Here is a 13653-nt window from a genome sequence, read left to right on the forward strand (position 1 = left end):
CGCCGTTACAGATCTTCCGATCCGAGCAGCATCTCGGTGATGCCCTTGCCGGCCTGAACCATCGGCCAGACGTTTTCGGTCGGATCGGTCTGGAAGTCGAGAAACACGGTGCGGTCCTTCAGGCGCAGCGCTTCCTTCAGCGCCGGCTCCACATCCGAAGTCTTTTCGATCCGCATGCCGACATGGCCGTACGCTTCGGCGAGCTTCACGAAATCGGGCAGCGCATCCATGTACGAATGCGAATAGCGCTTGCTGTATTCGATCTGCTGCCACTGGCGGACCATGCCGAGGTAGCGGTTGTTCAGCGAAATGATCTTCACGGGCGTGTCGTACTGCAGGCAGGTCGACAGTTCCTGGATGCACATCTGGATCGAGCCTTCGCCCGTGATGCACAGCACGTCGTCGTCCGGATGGGCCATCTTGACGCCCATCGCCGCCGGCAGGCCGAAGCCCATCGTGCCGAGACCGCCGGAGTTGATCCAGCGACGCGGCTTGTTGAAACGGTAGAACTGCGCGGCCCACATCTGGTGCTGGCCGACGTCCGAGCACACGAATGCGTTGCCGTCCGTCAGCTCCCACGCCTTCTCGACCACGTACTGCGGCTTGATGATCTCGCTTTCGCGGTCGTACTTCAGGCAGTCCTTCGCACGCCAGCTCTCGATGTCCTTCCACCATTGCGCGAGCGCCTCGGTGTCGGGGCCATGCTCGGCCGTCTGCAGTTGTTCGATCAGCTCCTTCAGCACTTCCTTCACGTCGCCGACGATCGGGATGTCGACCTTCACGCGCTTCGAGATCGACGACGGGTCGATGTCGATATGGATGATCTTGCGCGGACGCGACGCGAAGTGGGCAGGATCGCCGATCACGCGGTCGTCGAAGCGCGCGCCGATCGCGATCAGCACGTCGCAGTGCTGCATCGCCATGTTCGCTTCGTAGGTGCCGTGCATGCCGAGCATGCCAAGGAACTTCTTGTCCGACGCGCGATAGCCGCCGAGGCCCATCAGCGTGTTCGTGACCGGGTAGCCGAGCAGGTCCGCGAACTGGTTCAGTTCGCGCGACGCGTCGGCGAGGATGATGCCGCCGCCCGTGTAGATGTACGGGCGCTTCGCCGTCAGCAGCAGCGACACGGCCTTGCGGATCTGGCCCGAATGACCTTTCGTGACGGGATTGTACGAACGCAGCGACACGCTCTTGATCGGCTCGTACTGGCACGGCGTCTTCGAGATGTCCTTCGGGATGTCGATCAGCACCGGGCCCGGACGGCCCGTGCGGGCGATGTAGAACGCCTTCTTGACGGTTTCCGCGAGGTCGCGCACGTCCTTCACGAGGAAGTTGTGCTTCACGCAGGGACGCGTGATGCCGACGGTGTCGCATTCCTGGAAGGCGTCCTGACCGATCGCGGCCGTCGGCACCTGGCCGCTGATCACGACCATCGGGATCGAATCCATGTACGCCGTTGCGATGCCGGTCACCGCGTTGGTGACACCGGGGCCCGACGTCACGAGGCAGACGCCGACATTGCCGGTGGAGCGCGCATACGCATCGGCGGCGTGCACGGCCGCCTGTTCATGGCGCACCAGCACGTGCTGAATCTTGTCCTGCTTGTACAGCTCGTCGTAAATGTAGAGAACCGAGCCGCCGGGATAGCCCCAGATGAATTCGACGTTTTCGTCGGCCAGTGCCTTCATGAGCACGGTGCCGCCGATGGAGTCGCTATCGGGAGGGGAAAGGGGTTCCGACGTGGAGAATTCCGCGCTGGGCATGTTCATGTTGACCTTTCGAATTTTCGGCAAAAAATTGATCGGGTGCTCTCTGCCGGGCTTGTGGCTCGGGTTCAAGCGGCGCGTCTAGTTTGAAGGGCGGGCTTCTTGGGCCAGCCTCAAATGAGACCATCACTTCATGTTGCGAATCGCCGACGATAGCGGGTAGCGATTGAGCCGTCAAGCAAAATATCCCGCAGCGCATCATGCGCGCCGCCCGGCGCCCCGCCGGCGCGGTTCGCGCGCAACGTGCGGCGCCCGACCCGGTGCCAAGCCGCGCGAAAATTTGATAGCATCCGCGGGTTTTACGAAATTTTTCGACCTTTTACACCACGCAGCGGGCCGCAGCGCATACCTTCACGGAATGGCATCAGACAAGGAACTCGCCGACTTTCTGGCGGGCGTCGAAAGGCGCGCGTTCAAGCAGGCCGCGTACGCCGTGCGTGACGACGATGCATCGCTCGACATCGTGCAGGACGCGATGATCAAGCTCGCTGAAAAGTACGGCGACCGGCCGGCGGCCGAGCTGCCGCTGCTTTTTCAGCGGATCCTGCAGAACGCGATCCACGACTGGTTCCGCCGGCAGAAGGTCCGCAACACGTGGGTGACGCTGTTCTCGTCGCTGAACAGCACCGACGACGACGACTTCGACCCGCTCGAAACGCTCGAATCCGCAGACGACAACTCGGGCGTCGAGAGCAGCGAGCACCGCCTCGAAAGAGAGCAGGTTCTGGCCCTGATCGACGAGGAAATCCAGAAACTTCCGGCGCGTCAACGGGAAGCGTTCCTGATGCGTTATTGGGAAGATATGGATGTCGCCGAGACTGCCGCCGCGATGGGGTGCTCCGAGGGCAGCGTCAAGACGCACTGCTCGCGAGCCACTCACACGCTGGCGCAAGCGCTCAAGGCCAAAGGAATCACGCTATGAGCTCCGCTCCCGCAAACCGAGAACTCGAATTCGCGCTGAAGGTGCGCCGCGCGCTGGATGAGCGCGCAGCCGCCCTGCCTGCCGCGACCACCGATCGGCTGGCCGTCGCCCGCCGGGCCGCGCTCGCGCGCAAGAAGCCCGAAGCCGCGAGCGCGCCGGTGTTCGTGCCGGCCTTCGCCGGCGCGGCCGGCGCCTATGGCCCGACGCCCGCGAACCGCCCGCCGGCCGGCCGCCCGTCGTTCGCGCGCCGGCTGCTGCGCGCATGGCCGCTCGCGTTGCTGCTCGCGGGGCTCGTCGGCATCGCGTACTGGGAAGACATGCAGCGCACCGCCGAACTCGCCGATATCGACGCGGCGATGCTCAGCGACGACCTGCCGCTCAATGCGTATCTCGACCACGGGTTCAACGCGTATCTTTCGCGCGCTCACTAACAGACAATAACGAGGGGATCGCACGGGTGAGTCAGAAGCGCGGCCTGGCCGTATTTTTCGGATGCGTGATCGCGATCGCCGTTTCCTACGTCGCCACGTATCCCCGATTCCACCCGGCCCCCGCGACGGCGCCCGTCGCGACCACCAGCCCCGCCGCGCCCGCGTCGACCGCGACCGGCCTGACCGCCGAACTCCCCCCGCTGCCCCTGCCGCTGCCGGCCACCGCCGGCCCGCTGTCGTGGGCGCGCCTCACGCCGGCGCAGCACGCGGCCCTCGCCCCGTTCGCCGATCAGTGGGACGGCTTCAGCGACGCCCGCAAGCGCAAATGGCTGAAGATCGCATCGCGTTTCGCGAAGTTGTCGCCAGATGATCAGAAGCGCCTGCAGGAGCGGATGACCGAATGGGCGAAGATGACGCCCGAGCAGCGCCGCGTCGCGCGCGAGAACTACCAGAGTGCGAAGGAGCTGTCCGCCCAGGCGCGCGAGCGCGCGTGGAAGGCCTACCAGCAACTGCCCGAGGAGCAGAAGGAACGGCTTGCCGCCGCCGAGCGCCGTCGCAAGCCGAGTGTCGTCAGCGCGCCGCCGACCGTCGCCGACCGTGACGTCCGCCGCCTCGTCAACGCGCACGAACACCCGGCGAGCGGCGCGGCGGCGGCCGCGGCGCCCGCGTCGGCCGGTGCCGCCGCGCAGCCGGCACCCGCGTCGTCGACCTCCGGCACCGCATCCGCGCCGGCCGCCGTGGCGCCGGTGTCGCCCGCCGACGCGCCTTCGCTGTTCAAGGGCTCCTGAGCGGCCGTGGCGAGCGCCCGCGCACCCGAAGCCCCGGCCGTCGCGCCGTCCGTACGGCGGCGCCTCGCCGCCCTGCTCTACGAAGGCGTGCTGCTGTTCGGCGTCGTGTTCTTCGCCGGGCTCGCGTTCAGCCTCGCGACACAGCAACGCAACGGCCTCGTCCATCACAACCTGCTCGCCGCATGGATCGCGCTCGTCGTCGGCGCGTATTTCGTGTGGTTCTGGACGCACGGCGGCCAGACGCTGCCGATGAAAACCTGGCGGCTACGGCTCGAATCGTCGAGCGGCCGGCCGCTGAGCGCCGGCCACGCGCTCGTCCGCTACGTGCTCGGCTGGCTGTGGTTCCTGCCGCCGCTCGCGCTGCACCCGCTCCTCGGCCTGTCGATACCCGTCACGCTCGCGCTCGCCGCCGCATGGATCGTCGTGTGGGCCGGCGCGGCCCGACTGCACGCCGGCCGCCAGTTCCCGCACGACCGGATCGCGCGCACGCGCGTCGTCGCGATCCCGCGCTGACGCGCCGCATTCGCCAGACGAAAGCCGCTCGTCCGGCGCGCTCGCCGAGCCGGACGCCCATACCGAACAAGCGACGATCGTTCGGTGCGGCAGGTTACGCAACGCCCATCCGTTCACTGCTAAACATCCTTCGACGGCCGTAATAAGAACGTCTCGTGACTGTCACGGCACAGTCACGCCCGCATGGCGGAATGCCGGTAATGTCAACCGGCGCGAGTCATGCATGGGCCAGAAAACGTCCGCGACCTCACTGTTTCGTCACCCCATCGGCGCTCGCGCCGCCACTGCGTTCCTGTCCGGCTCGGGGGCAACCGACGGCGTGGTGTCGCACAAGCCGCCCGTCGCGCACACCACGCAGCACGAGGACCCCGAGCCGTCCGCCCATCGCTACCGCACCATCTGGCTGTCCGACATCCACCTCGGCTCGAGCGGCTGTCAGGCGCCCTACCTGCTGGACTTCCTGCGTCACAACGATTCGGAATACCTGTACCTCGTCGGCGACATCATCGACGGCTGGCAGTTGAAGAAAGGCTGGTACTGGCCGCAGGCGCACAACGACGTCGTGCAGAAGATCCTGCGCAAGGCGCGCAAGGGCACGCAGGTGGTCTACATCCCCGGCAACCACGACGAAGGCGCGCGGCAGTTCTGCGATCTCGCGTTCGGCGACATCCAGGTGCGCGGCGAGGCATTCCACACGACGCTCGCAGGCAAACGTTTGTGGATCGTGCACGGCGACCTGTTCGACGGCGTGATCCAGCACGCGAAATGGCTCGCGTACCTCGGCGACACGCTCTACACGCTGATCCTCGTGCTGAACCGCTGGTTCAACCGGATCCGCAGCCGGCTGGGCTTCCAGTACTGGTCGCTGTCGCAGTACCTGAAGCACCAGGTGAAGAACGCGGTCAACTTCATCTCGCAGTTCGAGACCGTGATGACCGACGAGGCGCGCCGCCGCGGCTGCGACGGCGTCGTGTGCGGCCATATCCACAAGGCCGAGATCCGCGACATCGACGGCGTGCTGTACTGCAACGACGGCGACTGGGTCGAAAGCCTGTCCGCGCTCGTCGAAACGATGGAAGGCGAACTGAAGATCGTCTACTGGACGGTGATGCGCGCCGCGCCGTCGGAGACCACGTCGCGCAAGGCCAAGGCCACTGCCTGACACCCCCTTACTTACAGGACAGATGCCGCGATGAAGATCATGATCGTCACCGACGCGTGGGAACCGCAGGTCAACGGCGTCGTGCGCACGCTGAAGAGCACGTCGCGCGAACTCACGGCGCTCGGCCACCGCGTCGAACTGCTGACGCCGCTGGAATTCCGCACGGTACCGTGCCCGACCTACCCCGAGATCCGCCTGTCGATCCTGCCGTACCGCAAGCTGCGCGCGCGGATCGATGCGTTCGCGCCCGACGCGCTGCACATCGCGACCGAAGGCCCGCTCGGGTTGGCCGCCCGGCGCTATGCGCGCACCCGCAAGCTGCCGTACACGACCGCCTACCACACGCGCTTTCCGGAATACGTGCAGGCGCGCTTCGGCATTCCGCTCGCCGCGACCTACCGCTTCCTGCACTGGTTCCACGGCCCGTCGCTCGCGGTGATGGCGCCGACGCCGGTCGTCAAGCAGGATCTCGAGAAATACGGCTTCACGAACGTGGTGCTGTGGACGCGCGGCGTCGATCTCGACATCTTCCATCCGATGGAGTCGAAGGTGCTCAATACCGCGCGGCCGATCTTCCTGTATGTGGGGCGCGTCGCGATCGAGAAGAACGTCGAGGCGTTCCTGCGCCTCGATCTGCCCGGCTCGAAATGGGTCGCGGGCGAAGGCCCCGCGCTCGCGGAACTGAAGTCGCGCTACCCGGAGGCGAACTATCTCGGCGTGCTGTCGCAGGCCGAGCTCGCGAAGGTGTATGCTGCGGCCGACGTGTTCGTGTTCCCGAGTCGCACCGACACGTTCGGCCTCGTCCTGCTCGAGGCGCTCGCCTGCGGCACGCCGGTGGCCGCGTATCCCGTCACGGGCCCGATCGACGTGCTCAGCGGGGGCGACGCCGGCGCGATGCACGAGGACCTGCAGGAAGCCTGCCTCGAGGCGCTGAAGATCGAACGCACGACCGCGCGCGCGTGGGCGGAACGCTTCTCGTGGCGCGCGGCATCCGAGCAGTTCGCGTCGCATCTGAAGCCACTGCCGAAGACCGCGTACTCGCCCGCCGAAGGTGCCGCCGTTTGAAACGAGACCTGAACGACAAGACCCCGCCCTTTAACGCAACGCCGCAACGGCACCGGCCGTTCGACGAGGAAGAGCCGCACGCCGAAACGGACGCGCATCCGCACGAGCCGCTCGGCCCGGACGATCAACTGACGCCGCTGCCGCCGAACCCGTACAAGCGCCACCGCGGCATCACGCGTGCGTGGTTCGCGCTCAAGCATTCGCTGAACGGCTTTCGCGTCGCGATCCGCGAGGAAAGCGCGTTTCGCCAGGAACTCACGCTCGCCGCGCTGATGCTGCCGATCGGCGCGTTCGCGCCGGTGCCGGCCGCGTCGCGCGCGCTGCTGATCGCCTCGGTGCTGCTGGTGCTGATCGTCGAGCTGCTGAACTCGAGCGTCGAAGCCGCGATCGACCGCATCTCGCTCGAGCGCCACGAACTCTCGAAGCGCGCGAAGGACCTCGGCAGCGCGGCCGTGACGGTCGCGCTGTTCGCGTGCGTGACGACCTGGGGCTTCGTGCTCGGCCCGGTCGTCGCACGCTGGCTCGGCTTCTAGGGCGCTTGCCCCGCCCCCCGCGTGCGGCGCTGCACCATGCGCCGCGCGGGGCCGCGATCACGAAATGCCCCGATGTGGCGAAACCCCGGTTTATAATCGTCCGCTAGACATAGAACAGCAACCCGCGCCGGACGAATCACGCAGCATCGATTGCAGCGCCCGCCAGTCCGGCATACACAGGGCCGGACGACATGGAAGCGAAACCTCCCCGCCGCACCCGCGAACGGATTCTCGAGTTGTCGTTGAAACTCTTCAACGAGATCGGCGAGCCGAACGTCACCACCACGACGATCGCCGAGGAAATGGAAATCAGTCCAGGCAACCTGTACTACCATTTCCGCAACAAGGACGACATCATCAACAGCATCTTCGCGCAGTTCGAGCAGCAGATCGAACGGCGGCTGCGCTTCCCCGAGGATCATCGTCCGACGATCGACGAAACCTGGTCGTACCTGCAGTACATGGCCGATTTCATGTGGACCTACCGGTTCCTGTATCGCGACCTCAACGACCTGCTCGCACGCAACCGCACGCTCGAGACGCACTTCAAGCAGATCATCAGCCACAAGGTGCGCTTCGCGCACGACATGTGCGAGCTGCTCGTCTCCGACGCCGAAATGGTCGCGACGCCCGCCGAGATCGAAGTCATCGCGACCAACATGGCGGTGATCTCGACGTACTGGTTGTCGTATCAGTACGTGATGCATCCGCGCAAATACAACGACCAGGACGCGATCCGCGAAGAGCTGCACCAGGTGAGCATGCACGTGATCTCGATCATGGCCCCGTACCTGCGCGGCCGCTCGCGCCAGCTGTTCGACGATCTGGTCTCCGGCAAGCTGCCCAAGCGCCAGTTCTCCGACTACCTGCCGCCGCGCGACGGTTCGCCGCGCCCGGCCGGCGGGCCCGTCGCCACCGGTCAAGCCGCCGCCAAGGACGCCAAGCAATGAAGGCAGTCTGCGTTTACTGCGGCTCGTCGTCCGGCGTGCGGCCCGTCTATGCCGATGCCGCGCGCGCATTCGGCCGCGCGCTGGTCGACGCGGGCCTCACGCTCGTGTACGGCGGCGGCCGCGTCGGACTGATGGGTGTGATCGCCGACGAAGTGATGGCGGCAGGCGGCCGTGCGGTCGGCGTGATCCCCGAGTTGCTCGTCGACAAGGAAGTCGGCCATACGGGGCTGTCGGAACTGCACGTGGTGCCCGACATGCACCATCGCAAGAAGATGATGGCCGACCTCTCCGATGCGTTCGTCGCGATGCCCGGCGGCGCCGGCACGCTCGAGGAGCTCTTCGAGGTCTACACGTGGGCGCAGCTCGGCTATCACCGCAAGCCCGTCGCGCTCTACAACATCGATGCGTTCTACGATCCGCTGATCGCGCTGTTGCGCCATACGGTCGACGAAGGCTTCATGCGGCCGGCCTATTTCGACGCGCTGTGCGTCGAATCGGAACCCGCCGCGCTGATCGAGCGGCTGCGCCGCTACCAGCCGCCCGCCCGCGACAAGTGGGCGCCCGACGCAGCGAAGTAACCCTCACCGGAGCCCGCACGCGATGACCGCACCGTCCGACCGCAAGGCCGTCCTCATCACCGGCGCGAGCCGCGGCATCGGCCGCGCGACCGCCGTGCTCGCGGCCGAGCGCGGCTGGAACGTGGGCATCAACTACGCGCGCGACGCGGCGGCGGCCGAACGGACCGCACAGGCGGTGCGCGACGCGGGCGGCCGCGCGTGCATCGTCGCGGGCGATGTCGCGAACGAGGCGGACGTCGTCGCGATGTTCGACACCGTTGCCGCCGAATTCGGGCGGCTCGACGCGCTGGTCAACAACGCCGGCATCGTCGCGCCGTCGATGCCGCTCGCCGACATGCCGGTCGACCGGCTGCGGAGGATGTTCGACACCAACGTGCTCGGCGCCTACCTGTGTGCGCGCGAAGCCGCGCGCCGGCTGTCCACCGACCGCGGCGGCCGCGGCGGCGCGATCGTCAACGTGTCGTCGATCGCGTCGCGGCTCGGCTCGCCGAACGAGTACGTCGACTACGCGGGCTCGAAAGGCGCGGTCGATTCGCTGACGATCGGCCTGGCAAAGGAACTCGGCCCGCACGGCGTGCGCGTGAACGCGGTGCGCCCCGGCCTGATCGAGACCGACATTCATGCAAGCGGCGGCCAGCCGGACCGTGCGGCCCGTCTCGGCGCGCAGACACCGCTCGGCCGCGCGGGCGAAGCGCAGGAGATCGCCGAGGCGATCGTCTGGCTGCTCGGCGATACGGCGTCCTACACGACGGGCGCCCTGCTCGACGTCGGCGGCGGCCGCTAAGCTGACGCGCGGCGCAACAATACGGCGGTCGAAACCGCGCCGTGGTCACGGCGCCACAAATCTCCACAATTCCGTGACAGTTTCAGTAAACGTCCGTAACAATTTCGTGTTCTACTAGCGGACATTCAGACAGGTGTCTTGAACACGCTGTCCGTTACCCGGATATAGCCCCTTATCGGTCCTGCCCATGTCGCCGGACCGGCTCGCTCGACCCGAGATCTTTTCCATGCCTGGAACCGCAGCGCCCAGCCGGCGACGCACGCCCGTGCCCGCCCCGGCCGCGCACACCCGCTCGACCGCCGATACCGACGTCATCGCGACGCTGGACGTCGCCGGCACGCCCGTCGCCGCCTCGATCGCCGTCACCAGCCCCCCACGCGAGCGCTCGCTGCTGTTCGGCTGGCGCGCATGGCTGTTCGTCGCCGCACTGGTGTGTGCGTACACGCTGCCCGGCGTGCTCGGGCACGATCCGTGGAAACAGGACGAAACCTACACGTTCGGCATCATCCAGCACATGCTCGAGACCGGCGACTTCGTCGTGCCGACCAATGCCGGCCTGCCGTTCATGGAAAAGCCGCCGCTTTACGCGTGGGTCGCGACCAGCCTCGCGTGGCTGCTGCAGCGCGTGATGCCGCTGCACGACGCGGCGCGCCTGGCGAGCGCGCTGTTCGCCGCGCTCGCGTTCGGCTTCATCGCGCGCGCGGCCCGCGTGGCCAGTCGGGCGGACGACTGGTTCGACCTGCGCGTGCTCGGCCCGGTCGTACTGAGCGCGGGCACGCTCGTCGTCATCAAGCACGTGCACGACATGATGACGGACGTCGCGCTGTTTGCCGGCACGGCAATGGGGTTCTGCGGGCTGCTCGAACTCGTGATGCAGCACGTCGCGCGTGCGCAGCCGATGCTGCACGGGCTGCCGGCGCATCCGGCGAGCCGCTGGGCCGCGCCGATCTTCGGCGCGGGCGTCGGCGTCGCATTGATGGCGAAGGGGCTGTTCGTGCCGCTCGTGTTCGCGGCTACGCTCGTCTGCACGCTGGCGCTCTATCCGGCCTGCCGCACCCGCTCGTTCGCACGCGCGCTCGGCATTGCCGCGCTCGTGTTCGCGCCGTTCGCGCTGATCTGGCCGACCGCCCTGTTCCTGCGCTCGGAAACGCTGTTCATGACGTGGTTCTGGGACAACAACGTCGGCCGCTTCTTCGGCTTCTCCGTTCCCGAACTGGGCGCCGAAAACGACAAGCCGCTCTTCATCCTGCGCGCGTTCCTGCTCGTCGGCTTCCCGGTCGCGCCGCTCGCGATCGTCGCGCTCGCCCGCGGCGCATGGCGCGACTGGCGCGCGCCGCGCATCGCGCTGCCCGTGCTGTTCGCCGGCATCGGGCTCGCGGTGCTGCAGGTGTCCGCGACGTCGCGCCAGCTCTACATCCTGCCGTTCTTCGCGCCGCTCGCGCTGGTCGCCGCGCAGGCGATCGACCGCCTGCCGCGCCGGCTGCATCTCGCGTGGGATTACTTGAGCCGCATCCTGTTCGGCACGGTCGTCGTGCTCGCATGGGCGATCTGGGCGGTGATGGCCGATCCGGCCGCGTCGCATGCCGATCTCGCGCTGCTCGGCCGCTGGCTGCCGCTCGACTGGACGATGCCGATCCAGCCCGCGCTCGTGACCGGCGCGCTCGCGCTGACGGTCGGCTGGCTGACGCTGCTGCCGAAGCTGCGCACGACGGGCCTGTGGCGCGGCGCGCTGTCGTGGGGCGCCGGCGCGCTCGTCGCGTGGGGGCTGATCTATACGCTGCTGCTGCCCTGGCTCGACGTCGCGAAGAGCTATCGCTCGGTGTTCGACGACCTGAACGCGCATCTCGCGCTCGAATGGAACGACGGCGATTGCATGGCGAGCCTGCACGGGCTCGGCGAATCGGAAGCGCCGATGCTGTACTACTTCTCCGGCATCCAGCACACGCCGATCGACGACGCGAAGACGACGCGCTGCACGTGGATGATCGTGCAGGGCGTACGGGCCGTCGATCCGGCGCCGGGCAACGAATGGAAGCTGTTCTGGACCGGCGCCCGCCCGGGCGACAACGCGGAACTGCTGCGCGTCTACGTACGCACGCCCGAACAGCACCTGCAGTGACACGGGGCGGCGCGATGCGCCGTCCTGGCCGCCTTTACTGTCCTCTTCGGCACCGGCCGCGCGCTTTGCGCGACGCCGGCCGCCACGAACCCGCCAGCGTGCGCGGGCTCGCCGCCCGTTTCCTCGTCGCGCCCAGGCCCGATCGTCAGAACGACGAGCCGGGCTCCCGCAGAAACGCCGTTTCCTCATCGGTCGACACGCGACCGAGAATCGCGTTCCGGTGCGGAAAGCGGCCGAAGCGTTCGACGACCGCCGCATGCAGCAACGCGAAGCGGTGATAACTCTCGCACCCGGCCTCGTCGCGGATGCCCGCGCACAGGCGCACGGCCTCGCGCTGGCTCTCGACCGATTCGTCGTGCTCGAACGGCAGATACGCGAACGCACGATGATGTCCGCTCGGCAACTGCGCGTCCCAGCCGGCCGCGACGACGCGACGGGCAAGCGCGAGCGCCTTCGGATCGGCGGCAAACGCGCGCGGCGTGCCGCGATGGATGTTGCGCGAGAACTGGTCGAGCACGACGATCAACGCCAGCGCCCCCTCCGGCGAACCGGCCCAGTGATCGCAGGCGCCGTCGCATGCGGCGTCGAGCAGCGCGCCGTAACGCGTGCGCAGCACGTCGTCGAACGCCGCGCCGCCGTTGAACCAGATCTTGCGTTCCTGCCCGAATTCGGCCGAGCCCGGCTCGCCGAACCAGAAATCGAGAATCTCCCGTGCCTGCGGATCGAGCGCCGCCGCGGCCGCTTTCCCGGTATCGATCGTCATGCAAACTCCAGTACGAGGCGCCGTGTGCGCGCGCTCTTCTTTTCCAGTTTCGCGACCCGCAGCCCGCCGATTTCGGACGTGTTGCGCACATGCGTGCCGCCGCACGGCTGCAGGTCGACGTTTTCGATGCGCAGCAGCCGCACGCGGCCGAGGCCCATCGGCGGCTTCACGCTCATCGTGCGCACGAGCTCGGGCCGCTCGGCCATCTCGTCGTCGGTGATCCATTCGGTCGTGACCGGATGCGCGCCGACGACGAGGCCCGCGAGGCGCCGCTCGACGTCGTCGCGGTCGATCGCGTCGGACGTCGCGAAATCGAGGCGCACGTAGTCGGCCGTCACGCTGCAGCCGTCGACCGCGTACGGCAGCACCGCGCACATCAGGTGCGCGGCCGTGTGCAGGCGCATGTGCCGGTAGCGGCGCACCCAGTCGATCGCGGCGACCACGCGCGTGCCGGGCGCAAGCGTCGCGACGCGCGCCTCCTGGCCCGGCGCGGGCACGTGCACCGCGTCGTCGGGCGTCGCGCCGTCGAACTTCGCCTTGCGCGTATCGGCAATCGCGATCGTGCTGCCGTCGGGCAGCGTCAGCGTGCCGGCGTCGCCGGCCTGGCCGCCGCCGAGCGGATAGAACACCGTGCGATCGAGCCGGATGCCATCGTCGCCGACGGCCTGGACGGTCGCCTCGCATTGCTTGAGGTACGCGTCTTCGCGAAACAGCGCTTGTGTCGTCATCGGGGGAGCCTCGTGTCGATGGGGGAAACGGCCAGTGTCGCGCCGCGCTGCACGTGCGCCCAGACGCAGATCGTCCCGCGCGCGGGCGGCGGCGTACCGGTGGATCAACCGGGCCGGTTGCGCATCCAGTCGGCCGTATCGTAGAACGAATGCATGAGCCGCTCGCGCAGCGGCTCCGGCAACCCGACGTCCTCCATCGCCCACGCCATGCAGCGCAGCCACTGGTCGCGCTCGACCGACGCGATCGGGAACGGCAGGTGCCGCGCGCGCAGCCGCGGATGGCCGAACCGGCTGATGTAGTGGTCGGGGCCGCCGAGCCAGCCGCACAGGAACCAGAACAGCTTGTCGCGCGACCCGTCGAGCGAAGGCGGATGCAGCGCGCGAATCTGCGCGAACTCGGGTTCGAGGTCCATCAGGTCGTAGAAGCGGTCCACCATGTCGCGCACGCGGGCTTCGCCGCCCACGAGCTCGAACGCCGTCGGCTGCGACGGCGCATCGTCATTCACATCGGTCATACGGATAGTCGGAAAACGGGATCTTCGGGCTGCGGG

Annotated in this window: 15 protein-coding genes; 11 read left to right on the top strand and 4 right to left on the bottom strand. The window is 67.8% G+C overall.

Going from position 1 to position 13653, the window contains the following annotated elements; genetic code table 11:
* Positions 1–5 precede the first annotated feature (5 nt).
* Complete coding sequence (locus WT53_RS10105; protein WP_034207978.1) at positions 6–1769, bottom strand: acetolactate synthase 3 catalytic subunit; 1764 nt, start codon at positions 1767–1769, stop codon at positions 6–8.
* Positions 1770–2124: 355 nt separating this feature from the next.
* Between WT53_RS10105 and WT53_RS10110 the strand changes: the two genes are divergently transcribed.
* The 11 genes from WT53_RS10110 to WT53_RS10160 all read left to right on the top strand — a co-directional run bounded on the left by WT53_RS10110 (position 2125) and on the right by WT53_RS10160 (position 11611).
* Positions 2125–2688: an RNA polymerase sigma factor gene (locus WT53_RS10110; protein ID WP_034207979.1), complete on the top strand. Its 564-nt coding sequence runs from the start codon at positions 2125–2127 to the stop codon at positions 2686–2688.
* Positions 2685–3119 carry a DUF3619 family protein gene (locus tag WT53_RS10115; protein ID WP_034207980.1) on the top strand — a complete coding sequence of 145 codons (435 nt, stop codon included), beginning with the start codon at positions 2685–2687 and terminating at the stop codon, positions 3117–3119. The genes WT53_RS10110 and WT53_RS10115 overlap by 4 nt, the downstream gene beginning before the upstream one ends.
* A 26-nt stretch (positions 3120–3145) precedes the next feature.
* Positions 3146–3907, top strand: coding sequence for a DUF3106 domain-containing protein (locus WT53_RS10120; protein ID WP_034207981.1), 762 nt, complete (start codon positions 3146–3148; stop codon positions 3905–3907).
* 6 nt (positions 3908–3913) lie between these two features.
* Positions 3914–4420 (top strand): RDD family protein, encoded by a 507-nt coding sequence (locus WT53_RS10125; RefSeq protein WP_034207982.1) that lies wholly within the window; start codon positions 3914–3916, stop codon positions 4418–4420.
* Positions 4421–4643: 223 nt separating this feature from the next.
* A complete protein-coding gene (locus WT53_RS10130) occupies positions 4644–5582 on the top strand; it encodes a UDP-2,3-diacylglucosamine diphosphatase (RefSeq protein ID WP_034207983.1) in 939 nt (312 codons plus the stop codon).
* Between the two features lie 30 nt (positions 5583–5612).
* Positions 5613–6647, top strand: a complete 1035-nt coding sequence (locus WT53_RS10135) for a glycosyltransferase family 1 protein (protein WP_034207984.1) — start codon at positions 5613–5615, stop codon at positions 6645–6647.
* Entirely contained in the window at positions 6644–7180 is a 537-nt protein-coding gene (locus WT53_RS10140; protein WP_034207985.1) for a diacylglycerol kinase, read from the top strand. The genes WT53_RS10135 and WT53_RS10140 overlap by 4 nt, the downstream gene beginning before the upstream one ends.
* Positions 7181–7371: 191 nt before the next feature.
* Positions 7372–8130 (top strand): TetR/AcrR family transcriptional regulator, encoded by a 759-nt coding sequence (locus WT53_RS10145; protein ID WP_034207986.1) that lies wholly within the window; start codon positions 7372–7374, stop codon positions 8128–8130.
* Positions 8127–8708: a TIGR00730 family Rossman fold protein gene (locus WT53_RS10150; protein ID WP_059781331.1), complete on the top strand. Its 582-nt coding sequence runs from the start codon at positions 8127–8129 to the stop codon at positions 8706–8708. Before WT53_RS10145 ends, WT53_RS10150 begins: the two co-directional genes overlap by 4 nt.
* Before the next feature lie 22 nt (positions 8709–8730).
* A complete protein-coding gene (locus WT53_RS10155) occupies positions 8731–9492 on the top strand; it encodes an SDR family oxidoreductase (RefSeq protein ID WP_034207988.1) in 762 nt (253 codons plus the stop codon).
* A gap of 226 nt (positions 9493–9718) precedes the next feature.
* Positions 9719–11611, top strand: coding sequence for a glycosyltransferase family 39 protein (locus WT53_RS10160; protein WP_034207989.1), 1893 nt, complete (start codon positions 9719–9721; stop codon positions 11609–11611).
* A 145-nt stretch (positions 11612–11756) separates the two neighbouring features.
* Here WT53_RS10160 and WT53_RS10165 read toward each other — a convergent pair whose 3' ends face one another.
* From WT53_RS10165 to WT53_RS10175, 3 genes are all read right to left on the bottom strand, one after another.
* Positions 11757–12374, bottom strand: coding sequence for a DUF924 family protein (locus WT53_RS10165; protein WP_034207990.1), 618 nt, complete (start codon positions 12372–12374; stop codon positions 11757–11759).
* Entirely contained in the window at positions 12371–13102 is a 732-nt protein-coding gene (locus tag WT53_RS10170) for an alanyl-tRNA editing protein (RefSeq protein WP_060259565.1), read from the bottom strand. The genes WT53_RS10165 and WT53_RS10170 overlap by 4 nt, the downstream gene beginning before the upstream one ends.
* A gap of 104 nt (positions 13103–13206) precedes the next feature.
* Entirely contained in the window at positions 13207–13617 is a 411-nt protein-coding gene (locus WT53_RS10175; protein WP_034207992.1) for a group II truncated hemoglobin, read from the bottom strand.
* Between the last annotated feature and the right edge of the window lie 36 nt (positions 13618–13653).

The organism is Burkholderia sp. MSMB2157WGS, from assembly GCF_001532755.1.
Taxonomy (GTDB): Bacteria; Pseudomonadota; Gammaproteobacteria; order Burkholderiales; family Burkholderiaceae; genus Burkholderia.

Excerpts from the sequence above, each read along its gene's own strand:
- WT53_RS10160 (WP_034207989.1), top strand. The coding sequence starts at position 9,719 with ATGCCTGGAACCGCAGCGCCCAGCCGGCGACGCACGCCCGTGCCCGCC.
- WT53_RS10155 (WP_034207988.1), top strand. The coding sequence starts at position 8,731 with ATGACCGCACCGTCCGACCGCAAGGCCGTCCTCATCACCGGCGCGAGC.
- WT53_RS10130 (WP_034207983.1), top strand. The coding sequence starts at position 4,644 with ATGGGCCAGAAAACGTCCGCGACCTCACTGTTTCGTCACCCCATCGGC.
- WT53_RS10145 (WP_034207986.1), top strand. The coding sequence starts at position 7,372 with ATGGAAGCGAAACCTCCCCGCCGCACCCGCGAACGGATTCTCGAGTTG.
- WT53_RS10150 (WP_059781331.1), top strand. The coding sequence starts at position 8,127 with ATGAAGGCAGTCTGCGTTTACTGCGGCTCGTCGTCCGGCGTGCGGCCC.
- WT53_RS10170 (WP_060259565.1), bottom strand. The coding sequence starts at position 13,102 with ATGACGACACAAGCGCTGTTTCGCGAAGACGCGTACCTCAAGCAATGC.
- WT53_RS10165 (WP_034207990.1), bottom strand. The coding sequence starts at position 12,374 with ATGACGATCGATACCGGGAAAGCGGCCGCGGCGGCGCTCGATCCGCAG.
- WT53_RS10105 (WP_034207978.1), bottom strand. The coding sequence starts at position 1,769 with ATGAACATGCCCAGCGCGGAATTCTCCACGTCGGAACCCCTTTCCCCT.
- WT53_RS10135 (WP_034207984.1), top strand. The coding sequence starts at position 5,613 with ATGAAGATCATGATCGTCACCGACGCGTGGGAACCGCAGGTCAACGGC.
- WT53_RS10110 (WP_034207979.1), top strand. The coding sequence starts at position 2,125 with ATGGCATCAGACAAGGAACTCGCCGACTTTCTGGCGGGCGTCGAAAGG.
- WT53_RS10115 (WP_034207980.1), top strand. The coding sequence starts at position 2,685 with ATGAGCTCCGCTCCCGCAAACCGAGAACTCGAATTCGCGCTGAAGGTG.
- WT53_RS10175 (WP_034207992.1), bottom strand. The coding sequence starts at position 13,617 with ATGACCGATGTGAATGACGATGCGCCGTCGCAGCCGACGGCGTTCGAG.